General features: G+C 69.0%; 16 protein-coding genes. 5 read left to right on the forward strand and 11 right to left on the reverse strand.

Annotated features, from left to right (window positions below; translation table 11 throughout):
- Nucleotides 1-38: 38 nt before the first annotated feature.
- From ABQE89_RS04015 to pafA, 7 genes are all read right to left on the reverse strand, one after another.
- Complete coding sequence (locus ABQE89_RS04015; RefSeq protein WP_448414382.1) at nucleotides 39-2798, reverse strand: DEAD/DEAH box helicase; 2760 nt, start codon at nucleotides 2796-2798, stop codon at nucleotides 39-41.
- On the reverse strand, nucleotides 2782-3732 hold the full coding sequence (tatC, locus tag ABQE89_RS04020) for a twin-arginine translocase subunit TatC (RefSeq protein ID WP_448414384.1): 951 nt from the start codon (nucleotides 3730-3732) through the stop codon (nucleotides 2782-2784). Before tatC ends, ABQE89_RS04015 begins: the two co-directional genes overlap by 17 nt.
- Before the next feature lie 49 nt (nucleotides 3733-3781).
- Nucleotides 3782-4030, reverse strand: coding sequence for a Sec-independent protein translocase subunit TatA (tatA, locus tag ABQE89_RS04025; RefSeq protein WP_448414385.1), 249 nt, complete (start codon nucleotides 4028-4030; stop codon nucleotides 3782-3784).
- Between the two features lie 29 nt (nucleotides 4031-4059).
- Nucleotides 4060-5025, reverse strand: a complete 966-nt coding sequence (locus ABQE89_RS04030; protein ID WP_448414388.1) for a helix-turn-helix transcriptional regulator — start codon at nucleotides 5023-5025, stop codon at nucleotides 4060-4062.
- The gene (locus ABQE89_RS04035) at nucleotides 5022-6032 is read right to left on the reverse strand and encodes a helix-turn-helix transcriptional regulator (RefSeq protein ID WP_448414389.1); all 1011 of its coding nucleotides are present in this window, start codon (nucleotides 6030-6032) and stop codon (nucleotides 5022-5024) included. Before ABQE89_RS04035 ends, ABQE89_RS04030 begins: the two co-directional genes overlap by 4 nt.
- Nucleotides 6033-6121: 89 nt before the next feature.
- Complete coding sequence (locus ABQE89_RS04040; RefSeq protein WP_448414391.1) at nucleotides 6122-7009, reverse strand: type IV toxin-antitoxin system AbiEi family antitoxin; 888 nt, start codon at nucleotides 7007-7009, stop codon at nucleotides 6122-6124.
- Nucleotides 7010-7163: 154 nt separating this feature from the next.
- Nucleotides 7164-8522, reverse strand: coding sequence for a Pup--protein ligase (gene pafA, locus ABQE89_RS04045; RefSeq protein WP_448414393.1), 1359 nt, complete (start codon nucleotides 8520-8522; stop codon nucleotides 7164-7166).
- Nucleotides 8523-8658: 136 nt separating this feature from the next.
- Between pafA and ABQE89_RS04050 the strand changes: the two genes are divergently transcribed.
- From ABQE89_RS04050 to ABQE89_RS04060, 3 genes are read left to right on the forward strand one after another with little or no spacing between them, the layout of a single operon-like run.
- Complete coding sequence (locus tag ABQE89_RS04050; protein ID WP_448414395.1) at nucleotides 8659-8919, forward strand: hypothetical protein; 261 nt, start codon at nucleotides 8659-8661, stop codon at nucleotides 8917-8919.
- Entirely contained in the window at nucleotides 8916-10520 is a 1605-nt protein-coding gene (locus tag ABQE89_RS04055; protein ID WP_448414397.1) for an alpha/beta hydrolase, read from the forward strand. Before ABQE89_RS04050 ends, ABQE89_RS04055 begins: the two co-directional genes overlap by 4 nt.
- Nucleotides 10521-10540: 20 nt before the next feature.
- Nucleotides 10541-11425, forward strand: a complete 885-nt coding sequence (locus ABQE89_RS04060; protein WP_448414399.1) for an alpha/beta fold hydrolase — start codon at nucleotides 10541-10543, stop codon at nucleotides 11423-11425.
- A 4-nt stretch (nucleotides 11426-11429) separates the two neighbouring features.
- Here the strand turns inward: ABQE89_RS04060 and prcA are convergent, their stop codons facing one another.
- From prcA to dop, 4 genes are all read right to left on the reverse strand, one after another.
- Nucleotides 11430-12176, reverse strand: a complete 747-nt coding sequence (gene prcA / locus ABQE89_RS04065; RefSeq protein WP_448414401.1) for a proteasome subunit alpha — start codon at nucleotides 12174-12176, stop codon at nucleotides 11430-11432.
- Entirely contained in the window at nucleotides 12173-13081 is a 909-nt protein-coding gene (prcB, locus tag ABQE89_RS04070; protein WP_448414403.1) for a proteasome subunit beta, read from the reverse strand. Before prcB ends, prcA begins: the two co-directional genes overlap by 4 nt.
- A complete protein-coding gene (locus ABQE89_RS04075; protein WP_192697877.1) occupies nucleotides 13078-13272 on the reverse strand; it encodes a ubiquitin-like protein Pup in 195 nt (64 codons plus the stop codon). The genes prcB and ABQE89_RS04075 overlap by 4 nt, the downstream gene beginning before the upstream one ends.
- Before the next feature lie 114 nt (nucleotides 13273-13386).
- Nucleotides 13387-14895 (reverse strand): depupylase/deamidase Dop, encoded by a 1509-nt coding sequence (dop, locus tag ABQE89_RS04080; RefSeq protein ID WP_448414405.1) that lies wholly within the window; start codon nucleotides 14893-14895, stop codon nucleotides 13387-13389.
- An 80-nt stretch (nucleotides 14896-14975) separates the two neighbouring features.
- On the opposite strand from dop, the gene ABQE89_RS04085 reads away from it, so the two are divergent.
- Together ABQE89_RS04085 and ABQE89_RS04090 are read left to right on the forward strand one after the other, a co-directional pair.
- A complete protein-coding gene (locus ABQE89_RS04085) occupies nucleotides 14976-16118 on the forward strand; it encodes a hypothetical protein (RefSeq protein ID WP_448414407.1) in 1143 nt (380 codons plus the stop codon).
- Nucleotides 16119-16147: 29 nt separating this feature from the next.
- Entirely contained in the window at nucleotides 16148-17314 is a 1167-nt protein-coding gene (locus ABQE89_RS04090; protein ID WP_448414809.1) for a hypothetical protein, read from the forward strand.
- Nucleotides 17315-17488: the final 174 nt, after the last annotated feature.

A 17488-nucleotide genomic window follows, 5' to 3' on the forward strand; every position in this document is an offset into this window, starting at 1 on the left:
GCCGTGCCGCGTCATGGTCAAAGTCTGCTGGCAACACACTACCCGGCATCAACAGCGACGACCCCGCGTCGAACGTCGCCGATCGCACGTTTCGCGGCGGCCCGTAACGCCGGGTCTTCGGCAGCGTTACGCACCTGGTCGAGCAGGTCAAGCACCTGGCGGCACCAGCGTACGAAATCGCCTGCCGACAGCAGTGATCCAGAACCCGTCACGTCGCTGGCATCCAGCGCGGTGGTCAGATCGCCGGTGGTCGACCAGCGATAGATGGCCGCGACGAATCCCTCGTCGGGTTCCCGGCTTCCGCTGAGCCGGTGTCGCTGCTCGTCGGCGCGCAACTCGGTCCACAGCCGCCGGGTCTGGTTGAGCGCCCGGCGCAGCTTGCCGGTCGGCGCGTCGACACTGCCCGGCGGGACCGGGGTGTCCCCGCGCGATTCGAACACCACCGACGACACCACCGCGGCCAGTTCGGCCGCCTGTAGCCCCTCCCAGATGCCCGCGCGCAGTGACTCGGCGACCAGCAGGTCGCTTTCGCTGTAGATGCGGGCCAACAACCGGCCGTCGTCGGTGACCGTCGGATCGCCCTCGCCGGAGTCGTCGATGAAGCCGCGTTCGGTCAGCAGCACCACGATGCGGTCGAAGGTGCGTGCCAGCGAGTTGGTGGCCGCCGACACCTTGCGGCGGATCTGCTCGTTGTCGCGCTCGATGCGCAGGAACCGCTCGGCCAGCCGGGCTTTTTCCTCGCGGTCGGGCAGCCGGTGGGCCGGGTGGCGGCGCAATTGCTCACGCAGCGAAGCCAATTCGGGGTCGACGTCGGGTTCCTTCGGAGCGCCGCTGCGCTTGCGTTTCGCCGAGTGGACGTCGAGTTTGGCCGCCGCCGACCGCAGCGCCGACGCGAGGTCGCGGCGGGCCTTTGGGTTGCGGTGCTCGACGCGCTTGGGCAGCGACATCGAGCCCAAAGGCGGCGAGGCCCCCGGGTAGTCGGCCGAGGAGATCCGGCCCGCCCACCGGTCCTCGGTCAGCACCAGCGGGCGCGGATCGTCGCTGTCGCGCGCCGCCTCCAGCACCACCGCCAGACCGCCGCGCCTGCCGTGGGTGATCGCGATGATGTCGCCTCGGCGCAACGCGGTCAGCGCGTCGTTGGCGGCCCTGCGGCGCTGCAGCCGCGACGCCCGCGACTGTGCCCGTTCGCGTTCGGAGATCTGCAACCGCAGCCGGACGTAGTCCAGAATGGGGGCGTCTCGACCGCCGAGTTCGCCGGCGATCTCGTCGAGCATGCGCTCCCCGCGCTCGATACCGCGAACCAACCCGACCACCGACCGGTCGGCCTGGTACTGGGCGAACGAACTCTCCAGCAACCGGTGTGCCTGCTCTGGGCTCATCTGCGCGACCAGGTTGATCGTCATGTTGTAGGACGGCGCAAACGAACTGCGCAGCGGGAACGTGCGGGTGGAGGCCAGGCCCGCCACCTCGGCGGGGTCCACGTCGGGGGTCCACAACACCACGGCGTGGCCCTCCACGTCGATGCCGCGCCGCCCGGCACGCCCCGTCAACTGCGTGTACTCGCCCGGTGTCAGCGCCACGTGCTGCTCGCCGTTGAACTTCACCAGCCGCTCCAGCACCACCGTCCGGGCGGGCATGTTGATGCCCAACGCCAATGTCTCGGTGGCGAATACGGCCTTCACCAGCCCGGCGGTGAACAGTTCCTCGACGGTGTGGCGGAACGCGGGCAGCATGCCCGCGTGGTGGGCCGCCAGGCCACGCAGCAGCCCCTCGCGCCACTCGTGGTAGTCCAGCACGATCAGGTCGGCCTCGGGCAGGTCGCCGCAGCGCCGGTCGATGATCTCGGCGATGCGTCGGCGCTCGTCCTGATCGGTCAATCGCAGCGGTGAGCGCAGGCACTGCTTGACCGCGGCGTCACAGCCCGCGCGCGAGAAGATGAACGTGATCGCGGGCAGCAGCCCCTCGCGGTCGAGGATGGCGATCACCTCCGGTCGACTCGGCGGCCGGAAGATGGTCGGGCGGCCGCGGTGGCCCTGCCTGCCCCGGCCGCGGGGCTGCCAGTCGGTCAACCGGTCGGCCTCCCGGCGATGCGCGATGTGGCGGGTCAACTCCTGGTCGACGGTCAACTCCCGCGCGGAACCGTCCCGACGCTTCGCGCGATAGTCGAACAGGTCGAACAACCGCTTGCCCACCAGGACGTGCTGCCACAGCGGGACCGGGCGGTGCTCGTCGACGACGACGGTGGTGTCGCCGCGCACGGTCTGGATCCAGCCGCCGAACTCCTCGGCGTTGCTCACGGTGGCCGACAGGCTCACCAGCAGCACCTTGTCGGGCAGATGCAGAATCACCTCCTCCCACACCGCGCCGCGCATCCGGTCGGCGAGGAAGTGCACCTCGTCCATGACGACGTAGGAAAGACCGTGCAGCGTCGAGGAATTCGCGTACAGCATGTTGCGCAGCACTTCGGTGGTCATCACCACCACGTCGGCATCACCATTGATGGACTGGTCGCCGGTGAGCAGACCGATCTTCTCGGCGCCGTAGCGTTGCACCAGGTCGGTGTGCTTCTGATTGCTGAGCGCCTTGATCGGGGTGGTGTAGAAGCACTTTCCACCCGAGGCCAGCGCCATATGCACGGCGAACTCGCCGACCACCGTCTTCCCTGCACCGGTGGGCGCGCAGACCAGCACCCCGTGCCCGCGTTCGAGCGCCTCGCATGCCCGCTGCTGAAATGGATCCAGCCGGAACGGCAGCTGCTCGGCGAACAGCGCCAGCTGGCCGTCAGGTGGCGTCGTCATCGACCACCGGCCGCGCCGAGGACGGCACGACGTCCTGCTCCTCGATCTGATCGGGGTGTCCGATCGGTGCCGCCTGGTCGTCGGGAATCTCCTGCTGCGCCTCGCGACGGGCCTTGCGCTTGTCGTGCAACCGGGCCAGTTGGATCGCGAACTCCAGCAGCAGCGTCAGCGCCAACGCCAACGCCAACATCGAGAACGGGTCCGACCCCGGCGTGAAGATCGCCGCGAAGACGAACAGGCCGAAGATCAGGCCCCGCCGCCACGCCTTCAGCCGCTCGTAGGTGAGGATTCCGACCAGGTTGAGCATCACGATCAACAGTGGGAACTCGAAGCTGAAGCCGAACACCAGCAGCAGGTTGATGAGGAAGCCGAAGTACTGGTCACCGGACAGCGCGGTCACCTGCACGTCGCTGCCGACCGTCAGCAGGAAGCCCAATGCGGTCGAGAGCACCAGGTAGGCCAGCACCGCGCCGGCGATGAACAGTGCGGCGCCCACGGTGACGAACGCGATGCCGAAGCGCCGCTCCCTGCGGTAGAGGCCCGGGGTGATGAACGCCCACATCTGGTACAGCCAGACCGGGCACGCCAGCACGATTCCGGCGGTCAGCGCGACCTTGAGGCGCAGCATGAACTGGTCGAACGGCGAGGTGGCCAGCAGCCGGCAGGCCCCGTCGGCGGTGATGTCGGCGCGCGACGACGGCGGCAGTTCGCAGTACGGTCCGCGCAGCCAGTCGCCGAGGCTGGGCAACCCGAACACCCCGTGGCTGTACCAGAGGAACCCCAGGATCGTCGTCAGCACGATCGCCGCCACGGCGATCAACAACCGGTTGCGCAGTTCCTGCAGATGCTCGACCAGCGACATCGTGCCGTCGGGGTTCACCCTCGAGCGACGCCGTCGCACATCGAGTTTCTTCAGGAATGCGGGGGTCTGCACGCAGTGCCTACTAACGCGGCGTCACGCCGCGGTCACGTGGACGCGTCAATCAGGCCGGTCGCTGGTCCGAGCGTTGCTCGGTTGCAGGTGGCGGCGCAGGGGTGTCGGCCCGTTCCGAAGCGATGGGGGTAGCGGGCGTGTCCTGCTTGGAGTCGGCCTGCATCTCCTTGATCTCGGACTTGAAGATTCGCATCGACTTGCCGAGCGAGCGCGCCGCGTCCGGGAGCTTCTTGGCGCCGAAGAGCAGTACGAACACGGCGATGACGATGACCCAGTGCCAGGGTTGTAGTCCGCCCAATTTGGTTACCTCCAGACGTCGCGGCCAGTCTACCCGCCGACGGTGTAGGCGTTCAGCGCCGCAGCGGCCGATTCTCGCACCCTGGCGGCCAGCTCTGCGGGTTCGAGCACGCGTACCGCCGACCCGAACCCGAGCACGAACCGGGTCATCCAGTCGTCGGAGGCATACGTCATCGCCGCTTCGCAGGAACCGTCGGGCAATTCGTCGAGAACCCGCAACGGGTAGTAGTCGAACATCCACGCCGCCGACGGTTCGATGAGCAGCTTGGCCGACGGCAGCGACGGGTCGGCGTCGAACAGCGAGGTGTCGGGTTCGGCGGCCACGGCGGGCTGCGGCGGCGCGGACGGTTCGTCGAGCACGGTGGCGTCGACGATCCGGTCGAACCGGAACAACCGCACCCCCTCGGCCGAGCGGCACCACGCCTCCAGATAACTGTGGTCGGCGACCAGCACCACCCGGATCGGGTCGACGACCCGGCTGGTCAGCACGTCGCGGGAAGCCGAGTAGTACTCGATGGTCAACGCGCGGTCGTCGCGCACGGCCGAGCGCACCGCCGCGGCGGCATCGCTTTCGGCAGGCGCCGGATCGTCGACGGCCGCCACCGCGCCGGTGTCGGGGCCGACGGTGCCCGCGGCGGATTCGATCTTCGCGATCGCGCTGCGCGCCGCCTCCGGGTCGACCATGCCCGGTACGTCGGCGAGCGCCCGCAGCGCCACCAGCACGCCGGTCGCCTCGGGCGAGGTCAGCCGCAGCGGGTGGTCGATCCCCGCCGAGAACGTCACTTCGATTGTGTCGCCGGAGAATTCGAAGTCGATCAGATCACCGGGGCCATAGCCGGGCAGCCCGCACATCCACAGTTGGTTCAGGTCGTCGCGTAGCTGTTTGACGCTGACACCGAGGGCCGAGGCCGCCTCGGTCTCGGTGATCTTCGGGTTGGCCTGGAAATACGGGACCATGTTGAGCAGCCGCACCAGCCGCGCGGAAACGGCGGTCATGTCCGCGCCCTCTCCTGCTGGCCGGCGTGCGCGCGCAGACGCCCCAGCACGTCCGCACGCAGGGATTCGGGTTCCAGCGCCACGGCGTCGGCACCGTAGCTGGCGATCTCGCGGGCCAGGCGGTCGAGCATGTCGACCTCCACGGTGATCTCCTCACCGTCGCGCCCATCCAGCGTGCGGGGCCCGATCACGGTCGCGCGGCGGCGCAGCGCGGTGGCGCGGCCGTCGGCCACCCACACCTTGGCCGAACCGGTCGCCGGCCATTCGCCCACCGCGCGATCGACGATCTCGCGAAGGTTGACCCCGTCCGGGCGGGTCACCGCACCCGCCTCGCCCAGCGGCCGCACGTCCAATCCGATCCGGGACAGCCGAAAGGTGCGGGTGGCGTCGCGGTCGCGGTCGTGTCCGACCAGATACCAGCGGCCCTTGTAGGTGACCACGCCCCACGGCTCGACGGTGCGGGTGGTGAAGGGCTCGCTGCGGGTGGAGCGGTGCGGAAACTGCACCGCGCGCCCGGTGTCGATGGCCGCCAGCAGCGTGCCCAGCACCTCCTCCGAACCGCGAAGGCCCGGCAGGGCCGCGGTCGAGCTGATCGCGACATCGGCGTGCGGCGCGTCGACCTCGATGTCGATGCCGGCCGCGCGCAACTTCAGCAACGCGCCTTGGGTGGCGGTGATCAGTTCCGGGGACTCCCACAGCTGGGTGGCCACCGCGACGGCGGCGGCCTCGTCGGCGGTCAGGTCCACCTCGGGAAGCGCATAGGCATCCCGATTGATGCGATAGCCCTCGGTCGGGTCGAAGTGCGACGCCCGGCCGGTCTCCAGCGGGATGCCGAGGTCGCGCAGTTCGTTCTTGTCGCGTTCGAACATGCGCGCAAACGCCTCGTCGCTGGGGCTGTCGGAGTAGCCGGACACGGTCTCGCGGATCCGCTCCGCGGTGATGAAGCCACGGGTCGACAGCAGCGCGATGACGAGGTTCATCAATCGTTCGACTTTGGAGATCGCCACTCGACTCAGCTTAGGCTGTGCCCTTCTGCCGGCGAGCGCTCACTGCGGTACGCCAATGTCGCGTCGAAACCGTGTACCCAGGCGCGCGCTCACGCGGCCGCGGTCCGCGTCAGCAGGGTGTCGATGCGGCGCACCATCGCATCCGGGTGCCGTCGGACGTCGTCACTGACGACGCTCATCACCCGCCAGCCGATCTCCTCCAGCGCGGCGCGCTTCTGCCGGTCGTTGCGCAGGGCCTCCGGCGAACTGTGCCAGTCGAATCCGTCGTACTCGACGGCGACCTTCTCATCCGGCCACGCGAAGTCGACGCGCCACACTCGCCCGTCCCGGTCGACGATCTCGAGCTGCAGACACGGTTCCGGCAATCCGCCGTCAAGCATGACGAGTCGGGTTTCGCTCTCCATCGGCGACTCCGCCTCCGGCCGGGACAGCGGAATGAGTTCACGTACGACCACGATCCCGCGCCGACCGCTCTGGGCCAGCGCGGCCAGCCAAAGTTCATCACGGTCGCAGGTCCCGCTGCGCAAAGCTGCGTCGAGTGTCGCCAGTACGCGGGGCCGACGCAGGCCGCGGGCGACCTCGACAGCTGTCCACGCCGGAGCGGTGACGGGTCGACCGCGTAAGCCGATCAGCGGCGCCCCGTCCCGTCGGTGCACTTTCAAACCCGCTTGGTCACGTAGTAGATGACCATCCGGGTTGAGGACGTGCAGATCCTGTACGCCCTCGGTGTCGAAGCCGAAAAGCGCCGCAGCCGTGCCCAGGCAGACCGGAACGGGCCGACCGCAACGCAGGTCAAGCCCGCGCAGGCGGGTCCAGTGGTCGGTTGCGCCGGCACTGTAGATGCCGGGCAGGATCTTCACCAGCTCGCCGGTGCGCAATCCGCGCTGCAACCCACGACGGGTGAGGTGCTGCAGGATCTGCACAAAGGTCGCGACTCCGCCCTGGGCCGCGAACAGAGCGCAGAGCTGCGGCGGCATCCCGGAATTGTCGGACGAACCGCGGCCCGAGGGCTAATAGCGCCTGTGGATAACTGCCGAGCGCTCACCGAGGTACGGATTTCGGCGGGAAAACTGTACGTGAGTGAGCGCTCGCGCCGAAGGGGCCAGGCGCCCAGGGGGCCCGGGCGCGGAGCTACATGCTGGCGATCAGCCGTTTGACCCGTTCGTCGACCGACCGGAACGGGTCCTTGCACAACACCGTGCGCTGCGCCTGATCGTTGAGCTTGAGATGCACCCAGTCGACGGTGAAGTCGCGGCCGGCCTCCTGCGCCGCGCTGATGAACTCACCGCGCAGCTTGGCCCTGGTGGTCTGCGGCGGAGTGTTGACCGCGGCCTCGATGTCCTCGTCGGTGGTGATCCGCGAGGCCAACCCTTTGCGCTGCAGCAGGTCGAACACCCCGCGGCCGCGCTTGATGTCGTGGTAGGCCAGGTCGAGCTGGGCGATCTTGGGATCGGACAGCTCCATGTCGTAGCGGTCCTGGTAGCGCTGGAACAGCTTGCGCTTGATCACCCAGTCGATCTCGGTGTCGACCTTGGCGAAGTCCTGGCTTTCGACCGCGTCGAGTTGGCGGCCCCACAGGTCGACCACCTGCTGGATCTGGGTGTCGGGCTCCCGGCTCTGCAGGTACTCCACGGCGCGGGCGTAGTACTCGCGCTGAATGTCGAGTGCGCTGGCCTGCCTGCCGCCGGCAAGCCGCACCGGACGCCGGCCGGTGAGGTCGTGGCTGACCTCACGAATCGCCCGGATCGGATTGTCCAGCGAGAAGTCGCGGAACGCGATGCCCGCCTCGATCATCTCCAGCACCAGCGAGGCGGTGCCCACCTTGAGCATCGTGCTGGATTCGCACATGTTGGAGTCGCCGACGATGACGTGCAGCCTGCGGTACTTCTCGGCGTCGGCGTGCGGTTCGTCGCGGGTGTTGATGATCGGCCGCGACCGGGTGGTGGCCGACGACACGCCCTCCCAGATGTGCTCGGCGCGCTGGGACAGACAGAACGTCGCCGCCTTCGGAGTCTGCAGCACTTTGCCTGCGCCGCAGATCAATTGGCGGGTGACCAGGAACGGCAACAGCACATCGGAGATCCGGGAGAACTCGCCCGCGCGCACGATCAGATAGTTCTCGTGGCAGCCGTAGGAGTTGCCCGCCGAGTCGGTGTTGTTCTTGAACAGGTAGATGTCACCGCCGATGCCCTCGTCGGCCAGCCGCTGCTCGGCGTCGATCAGCAGATCTTCGAGGACCCGTTCGCCCGCGCGGTCATGGGTGACCAGCTGAGTGAGGTTGTCGCATTCGGCGGTGGCGTATTCGGGGTGGGAGCCCACATCCAGATACAACCGCGCGCCGTTGCGTAGGAACACGTTGGAACTGCGGCCCCACGACACCACCCGCCGGAACAGATACCGGGCGACCTCATCGGGGCTGAGCCGACGGTGGCCGTGGAACGTGCAGGTGACACCGAATTCGGTCTCGATGCCCATGATTCGTCGCTGCACGTCTTCGAGCCTACTGGTTACCGGCCGGGCAGGGCGCGCAAGCCGCGCCGAACGTCGAGGTCCGGTTAGCCGGACCGCGCCCGCTGGCCTGTGGATAACCGCGGCGGGCCTGTTCGGCAATCTGCCAGCATGAGGCATGGGGGAGATCATCCGAGTCGACGCGTTCGCGATGGAAGCCGTCGCCGAGTGCCTGGAGAACGCGGCGTCCGACATTTTGCTGACGGACCTCAACTGGCCGCGAAAACCGCCGGAATCGGTGCTCACGGCGCTCGACGTGCACGTCGAGAGCGCGCGGCTGTGGACGGAGTCCGTCGTCGAACGGCTGCAGGTCTGGGCGTCGCGGGCCGGGGTGATCGCCCTGGCCCTGGAGCGCCACCAGGCTCGCCGACCGCGGTGAGCCGCCCGACCCTTCGGCAGGCCCGGGAGTGGCGCCCGGACTGGCTGCGTGAGACCGCGGCCAACTGGGACACCGCCGCCGCCGATATACACGCCAGGCTCGACACCGCGGTGCACGGCGTCGAGGCCACCCGCGAGTTCTGGACCGGCTCGGCCGCCGAGGCCGCACGCCGTGAATCGCTCGTGACGGGCCGAGCCTCCGCGGCGTTGGCGCGGGCGGTGGTGCTGGCCGCGGTCGCCGCGCGTGACGGCGCCGACCAGATCGAGGCGGCGCGGGCCGAGGTGCTGGCCCTGGTGGGCACCGCCGAAACCGAGGGCCTGTCGGTCGACGACGACGGCACGGTGTCGGTTCGGGCCGACCCGGAAAAGTTGCTGATCGCGCTGTCCGGCGGCGACAGCGCGGTCGCGCGCGAGATGCTGGTGGTGCGGGCGGGCGAACTGACCCGGCTGATCCATCAGGCGCTGGATCGCCTGGGCGCCGCCGACGCCGACGCGGCGGCCGACATAGAGGAAGCGCTCGCCACACCCGTCGCCCTGCCTCCGCCCACGCTGCCGGCCGGCGCCTGGCCGGTGGTGGCCGGCGATGTCGTCGCCGGGTGGCAGGCGATGAGCCAGGACCGAATCGCCGAGCAGGTCGCCGCGATGAGCCCGGAGCAGCGGCAGCGGCTCATCACCGAGTTTCCCCGCCAGGTCGGCAACACCGACGGCGTGCCATGGGAAATGCGCATCGCCGCCAACCGCACCAACATCGCCCAGGCCATCCTCGACGAGCAGGACCCGCAGCGGATCGCGTTCTACCGGACGCTGCTCGCCGAGGTCGACGACCCGACGGGCAGCGGGCGCCGCATCGACCGCCAGATCGTGGCGTTCGACCCCGGCCGCTTTTCGCTCGTCGAACTCAACGGCTCGCTGTCGCAGGCCAAAAGCGTCGCGGTGCTGGTGCCCGGGATGAACACGACGCTGACCGGATCGGCGGCCAACACCGCCACCGCGCGGCGGTTCGTCACAGCCACCCGCGGCGACGTCGCCGTCATTACCTACCTGGGCGGGCCGTTCCCGCAAGGCAACCCGGTCACCGGCCTGCTCGACGCCGCCGATCCCCGCTACGCGCTGCAGATGGCGCCGCGGCTGGTGGCGTTCAGCGAGGACGTCGACCGCACCGTCAGCGCACAGACCGCACAAACTGCCCGGCCGGTGCCGGTGACCTACATCGGTCACTCCTACGGGGGTTCGATCCTCGGCACGGCCGAGGCGCAGGGCCTGACCGCCGACCGCACGCTCTACGCGGCGGCGGCCGGTGCGGGCGTCGGCGTCGACGATCCCGGCGACTGGCACAACCGCAATCCGCACGTGCTGCGCTTCTCGATGACCGCTCCCGGCGATTTCATCGAGGCTGTCCAGGGGCTGCCCGGCGGGCCGCACGGCGCCGACCCCGACGAGATGCCGGGGGTGATCCGGCTGCGCACAGGCCATTACGACGACGGCCGGTTGATGGCGGGCTGGCGGGCGCACACCGACATGCTCAACTCGCCGTCGGACTCCTGGCGCACCGTGCTCGCGGTGATCACCGGGGATTCCGAAACCCTGCACCGAGCGGGCTGATCGACCGCCAAAATAGGCCGATGTGGTCACGCAGCGCGCCCGTGGACGGGTTCCGGCTGGCGTTCGACCGCTTCGGTCCCCGCGGCGCCCCACCGGTGGTGTTGTTGCACGGCTGGCCCGGCAACCGTCATGACTACCGCGACGTCGTCCCCCTGCTCAGCGGGGCGGCCGACGTCGTCGTCCCCGACCTGCGCGGCTTCGGCGGCTCCGACAAACACGCCGTCGCGGTGCGCCACTTCTACAGCGCCACCGCCCAGGCCGACAGCATCATCGGCCTGATCAGGGAGTTGGAGCTCGGCCCGGTGGTGCTCGCCGGCTACGACGTCGGCAGCCGCATCGCGCAGAGCGTGGCGCGCATGCAACCCGACCTCGTCGCCGCGCTGGTGCTCTCTCCCCCGCTGCCCGGCGCCGGGGACCGGGTGCTGACCGCGCAGGCGCAGAGCGAATTCTGGTATCAGGCGTTTCACCAGTTGCCCATCGCGGGCCAACTGATCGACGGCAACCCCGACGCGGTCCGAAGCTATCTGCAGCACTTCTGGACTCACTGGTCCGGACCTAACTTCGCGCTCTCGGACAGCGACCTGGACCGACTCGTCGCCGACTACGCGTTGCCGGGGGCGTTCATGGCGTCCATCGCCTGGTATCGCGCGGGCGCCGGGATGATCGCCCAGTCGCTCACCGAACTACCGCCCCAGCGCGCCATCAAGATCCACGTACCCACCGATGTGCTGTGGCCCCACCACGATCCGCTGTTCCCGTCCGCATGGTCCGACCAACTCGAGCACTACTTCACCGACGTGGCGTTGCACGTCGCCTTCGACGCCGGCCATTTCACGCCGTTGGAGTGTCCGGCGCAGTTCGCCGAGCTGATCCTGATCCGCGCCCAACCCGACGCCTGCGGGTAGGACGTCAGTCGCCGGGATTCTCGGGCTGCGGCGCAGGCTGGTCTTCGGGCAGCAGCGCCTCCAACGCGGGCCCGGTGATGCGCCGGAAGGCGCGGCGCGGACGGTTGGCGTCCAGAATCGCCACCTCCAGCGTCGACGGCCCCAGGGTGCGCGGTTCGGCCCCCGCGGCGCCGTTGACCTCGGCCCTCAACGCGTCGACGGCGATCTTCACCGCGTCGGACAGCGGGGCGTTCTCGACGTATGACTCCTTGAGCGCGGCGGTGATCGGGTCGGTCGTGCCGCCCATCACCACGAAATGCGGCTCGTCGGCGATGGAGCCGTCGTAGGTGATGCGGTACATCTCCGGCGGTTTGGTCTCGCCGTGGTGTGCGACCTCGGCCACGCACAACTCCACCTCGTAGGGCTTGGCCTGTTCGGTGAAGATGGTGCCGAGGGTCTGCGCGTACACGTTGGCCAGCTGCCGACCGGTCACATCGCGACGGGCATAGGCGTAGCCGCGGGTGTCGGCGAACTGGATGCCGCCGCGACGCAGATTGTCGAACTCGTTGAACCGGCCGACGGCGGCGAAGCCCACCCGGTCGTAGAGCTCACTGACCTTCTGCAGCGACCGCGACGGGTTCTCGGCGACGAACAGCACCCCGTCCGCGTAGGCCAGCGCGACGACGCTGCGACCGCGTGCGATGCCTTTGCGTGCGAGCTCGGAACGCTCGCGCATCGCCTGCTCGGGCGAGATGAAATAGGGAAAGCTCACGAGTCTCCCCGCGCGTCAGTGGAACGGTGGACTGCATCCGGGCCGAATGTGTCGGCGCGGGAACGGTTTTCGATCACCTGGCGGGCGATCTCGGCGATGCGCTCTTCGGCCACTTCCTCTGCGCCGTCGACGCCGATGGCCACCGCGGTCGGATAGATGCCGCGCACCAGGTCCGGGCCGCCGGTCGCCGAATCGTCGTCGGCGGCGTCGTAGAGCGCCTCCACGGCCACCCGCAGCGCCGAATCCGCGTCGGACACCTGCGAATACAGCTTCTTCATCGACGACTTGGCGAAGATCGAGCCCGACCCCACCGACTGGTAGCCCTCTTCCTCGTAATTCCAGCCGCCCGCAGCGTCGAACGACACGATGCGACCGGCGGCCACCGGATTGGGATCGTCGAGGTCGTAGCCGGCCAGCAACGGCAACGCGACGAAACCCTGCAGCGCGGCGCCCAGGTTGCCGCGCACCATGGTGGCCAACCGGTTCACCTTGCCCGCAAACGTCAGCGCGACACCCTCGAGCTTCTCGTAGTGTTCGAGCTCCACGGCGTAGAGGCGGGCGAACTCCACCGCGATCGCCGCGGTGCCCGCGATGCCGGTGGCCGTGTAATCGTCGGTGATGTACACCTTCTGCACGTCGCGGCCGGCGATCATGTTGCCCTGCGTCGACCGGCGGTCACCGGCCATCACCACGCCGCCGGGATACTTCAGCGCGACGATCGTCGTGCCGTGCGGCAGCGCGTCCGACGCGGCGTCCGGCGGGCCGGCGGCGTGCCGGTTCACCGGCAGCAGTTCGGGCGCCTGGCGGCGCAACAGTTCAGAGAAAGAGGAAAGATCCACAGGGAGGGAGGGCGCTCCTGGTAGGGGTGACGGAAAGGCCAACTGTTCGCGGTTTGGCCAGGTCACTGTCCACCCTTCTGGACGTATGCGCGCACGAAGTCCTCGGCGTTCTCCTCCAGCACGTCGTCGATTTCGTCCAGCAGATCGTCGGTGTCCTCGGCCAGCTTCTCGCGCCGCTCCTGACCGGCGGCCGTGCTGCCGGTGACATCGTCCTCGTCGCCGCCACCACCGCCACGTTTGGTCTGCTCCTGCGCCATCGCCGCCTCCTGCTAAGTCCAAACCTGTCGCGGGCGGGCTCACTTGTGCCCGCCGCTGGCTCTACCCTACCGTTTTACCGCCGATTCGCCCCGGATAGCGCGCCGCGGCGGTGGTCAGGTGGTGAGCTGTTCCACCAGTTCGGCCGCGCTGTCCACCGAATCCAGCAACTCCCCGACGTGCGCCTTGCTGCCGCGCAGCGGTTCCAGGGTCGGGATGCGTACCAGCGAATCGCCGCCCAGATCGAAGATCACCGAATCCCAGCTGGCCGCCGCGATGTCCGCGCCGAACCGCCGCAGGCATTCGCCGCGGAAGTACGCGCGGGTGTCGGCCGGCGGATTGTCCACCGCGTCGAGCACCTGCTGTTCGGTGACCAGCCGCTTCATCGACCCCCGTGCGACCAGCCGGTTGTACAACCCCTTGTCGAGGCGCACATCCGAGTATTGAAGATCCACCAGATGCAGCCGCGGCGCCGACCAGGCCAGGTTCTCCCGGTTGCGGAACCCCTCGAGCAGCCGCAGTTTGGCCGGCCAGTCCAGCAGCTCGGCGCACTCCATCGGATCGCGCTCGAGCAGGTCCAGGACGTTGGCCCAGGTTTCGATGATGTGGGAAGCGCGCGGATCCGGATCGCGGCTGTCCACCAGTTTGGCCGCCCGGTCCAGGTAAATGCGTTGCAGCGCAAGGCCGGTCAGTTCCCGACCGTCGGCCAGGGCGACGGTGGCCCGAAGCGACGGGTCTCGGCTGATGACGTGCACCGCGTGCACTGGCCGGGCCAGCGCGAGGTCGCTGAGGTCGATGTTGAAGTGCGGGCCCTCTTCGATGAGGTCCAGCGCCAGCGCGGTGGTGCCGAGCTTGAGATAGGTCGACGTCTCCGACAGGTTCGCGTCACCGATGATGACGTGCAGCCGGCGGTACTTGTCGGCGTCGGCGTGCGGTTCGTCGCGGGTGTTGATGATCCCGCGCTTGAGCGTGGTCTCCAGGCCGACCTCGACCTCGATGTAGTCGGCGCGCTGGGAGAGCTGGAAACCCGGTTCGTCACCCGACGGGCCGATACCGACCCGACCCGATCCGGTGATCACCTGCCGGGACACCAGAAACGGCGTCAACCCGGCGATGACCGCCGAGAACGGGGTCTGGCGCGACATCAGGTAGTTCTCGTGGGAACCGTAGGAGGCGCCCTTACCGTCCACGTTGTTCTTGTAGAGCTGCAGCTTGACCGCGCCGGGAACGCTCGCGACGTGCCGCGCGGCGGCCTCCATCACCCGTTCGCCGGCCTTGTCCCAGATCACCGCGTCCATCGGGTCGGTGGTCTCCGGTGCCGAGTACTCGGGGTGGGCGTGGTCGACGTAGAGCCGCGCGCCGTTGGTGAGGATCATGTTGGCCGCGCCGACCTCGTCGGCGTCCACCACCGGCGGTGGGCCCGCCGAGCGGCTCAAGTCGAATCCGCGGGCGTCGCGCAGCGGGGACTCCACCTCGTAATCCCAGCGGGTGCGCTTGGCGCGCTGGATCCCGGCGGCCGCCGCGTACGCCAGCACTGCCTGCGTCGACGTCAGGATCGGATTCGCGGTCGGATCGGACGGCGACGAGATGCCGTACTCGACCTCGGTTCCGATAATCCTTTGCATGACCCCAAGCCTAGGTGACGCCGCGCAGTAGCCTGCGACCGTGCCAACGCAGCAGCACCGACACCGACAGAGGGCCGTTGATGATTGACGTCGAAGTTCGCCGCGCGGCCGACGGGTGGTTCCTGCAGCGAGGGCTGCCCGCGGTGCTGCGGCCCGGCCGGTTGGTCCGGCGGCTGTGGCCGCGCTCGGCGCCCGCGCTGGCCGCGTTCGCGGTGACGATGGCCAACTCGGTGTTGGTGGTCGCGCTGACCGGCGAACACACCATCGCCATCGACGGCCAGCCGACCCGCAACGAGTGGTTCGTGCTTCTTCTGCTGATCCTGGTGTTGCCCGTCGCATCGCTCGCCGGCTGGCTGGTGTCGCGGATTCCGCGGCTGGGTGGGCGCACCGCCGCGGCCGCGGTGTCGGTGGTCGTAGTGGGGCTCGGCGCGATCTTCGGCGGCCCGAGCTCACGGCTGCTGGTCAACCTGGTAGCCGTGGCGGCGATGACCGCGATCATCCTGGCGCTCACCGCATCCGGGGCGGGCTCGATCGCGGGCTGGGCGGTGCACATGACGCTGTCCCGCCTGGCCGCGGCGGGATCGCTGGTGCTGCGCGCACTGCCGGTGCTGTTGCTGACCTTTTTGGTGTTCTTCAACTCCCCCGTGTGGCTGATGGCCGCGACGATCTCACGGACGCGGCTGTGGCTGGCGCTGCTGTTCCTCGGCCTGGTCGCCGGGGCGTTCGTGGTGTCGGTCACCGTCGACCGGGTGCGCCCGATGATCGCGGCCGCCGAACCCGTCCCGGACAGCGCGGAGCGCCTGGCCGGCACCCCGTTCGCCGCCATGCCCGAACCGACCCGCGTCAAACCCCTCAACCGGCCCGAACAGCTCAACGTCTACTTCGTGCTGGCCGCCTCGCAGGTCGCCCAGATCCTGGTGGTCGCGGTGGTCACCGGGCTGCTCTTCTTCGTGCTCGGTTTGATCCTGCTGTCCCCGGAACTGCTGACGGCCTGGACCCGCGACGGGGCCCCCGACGGGCAGGTGCTGGGCATGACCATTCCGGTGCCCGAGGCGCTGATTCAGATCACCCTGTTTCTGAGCGGCCTCACCTTCATGTACGTCGCCGCGCGCGCGATGGGCGACGAGGACTACCGCACGCACTTCTTCGACCCGCTGATCGACGGCCTGCGCCTGACGCTGGCCGCACGTAACCGTTACCGGGCGGCCGTACCGGCGAGATGACCGGTGGCGCGGGCGAGTTTCGGCGCACAATGTTGCGCGTGCCCGACATGCGGAAGGTCCACGAGTGGTTTCTGCACCGCGGGCTGCCGTTGGTGTTGACCCGCCGGGTCCGGTCGCACGCCCTGATCGAAAGGTCGGCCCCGACGGTCAGCGGCATCGGCGCCGCGATCGCGCTGACGATGATGCTGGCCGAGTTGACCGCCGGTGATCCCGACATCGCTTTGACCCTGCGTCTCGGGGTGTTCGGCGTGGTGCTGGCGGGCGCGCCGGTCGGGCTGTATCTGCTGCACCGCACCGGTACGACGCTCGGAGAGTTCGGCCGGCGATCCGCTGCCCTGCTGGTGATGGCGCTGTTCGTGGTCGCGCTTCCGGTGGTCGACAGCGGCTTGTCCGGGATCACCGTGGCCGAGACGGCAGGCTTCGCGATCATCGCCGTGCTCGCGATCTGGCTGACCTACCTGGGCATCGGCTCAATTGTGCTGTGGGCGTTCCGGTTCGCGTGGGTGCAGCTCGGCGCGCTGGGCACCCTGATGAGCCGCGCGCTTCCGCTGCTGATGCTCACCGTGGTCGTCTACTTCACCGGCGAGTTGTGGCAGTTGGCCGCCCGGATGTCCCGCGAAAGGCTGTGGCAGACCATCGGATTTCTGGCCGCGGTGGCGATCGCGTTCATGGTGACCACGATCCGTGACGAGGTGCTCGCGCTGCGCGAGGACCGGGCCGAGCAGACGGACCCGGCCAAACTTCTCGAGGACACCCCGTTGGCCGGTGCCGACGGTCCCCCGCCGGCGCGCGTTCCGCTCTCACTCGCCGAACAGGCCAACGTGGTGGCGGTGATGGTGGTCGCCCAGGCCATCCAGGTGGTGCTGTTCACCGCGGGCCTGTTCGCCTTCTTCCTGGCGTTGGGAATCGTCGCGGTGCCCGACGACGTCGCCGTGCTGTGGTCGGCGGAACTGGGCTGTCGCACGGGTGAACCCCCGTGTCCGGGAACATGGTTCGGCGTGCACGTGCCGGTACCCCAGACCGTGGTGCATGTCTCGCTGTTCGTCGCGGTGCTGTCCGGTCTGTATTTCACCGTCAGCACCAGCGTCGACCCGATGTATCGCGAGCGGTTCTTCGATCCCCTGATCTCCGATGTGGCGGTGAGCCTGGCCGGCCGCGATGCCTACCTGCAGATGGAACGCGACGGCAGCACCTGACCCGCCCCCCTTCTCTTTCCCCTCTTTCCCGCGAGCGTGCGTGTCTGCGGCCGACACGCCGCAAAAGTTTGCGACTTTGCGCACGCTCGCGGGACGTCGAGAAGGGCAGGCCGCGAGAGTCGCCGTACCCCGAACCGGCCGCCGCCCGGGTGTGAGCGTGCGCAAACTCCTACT

Source organism: Mycolicibacterium sp. XJ1819, from assembly GCF_053483675.1.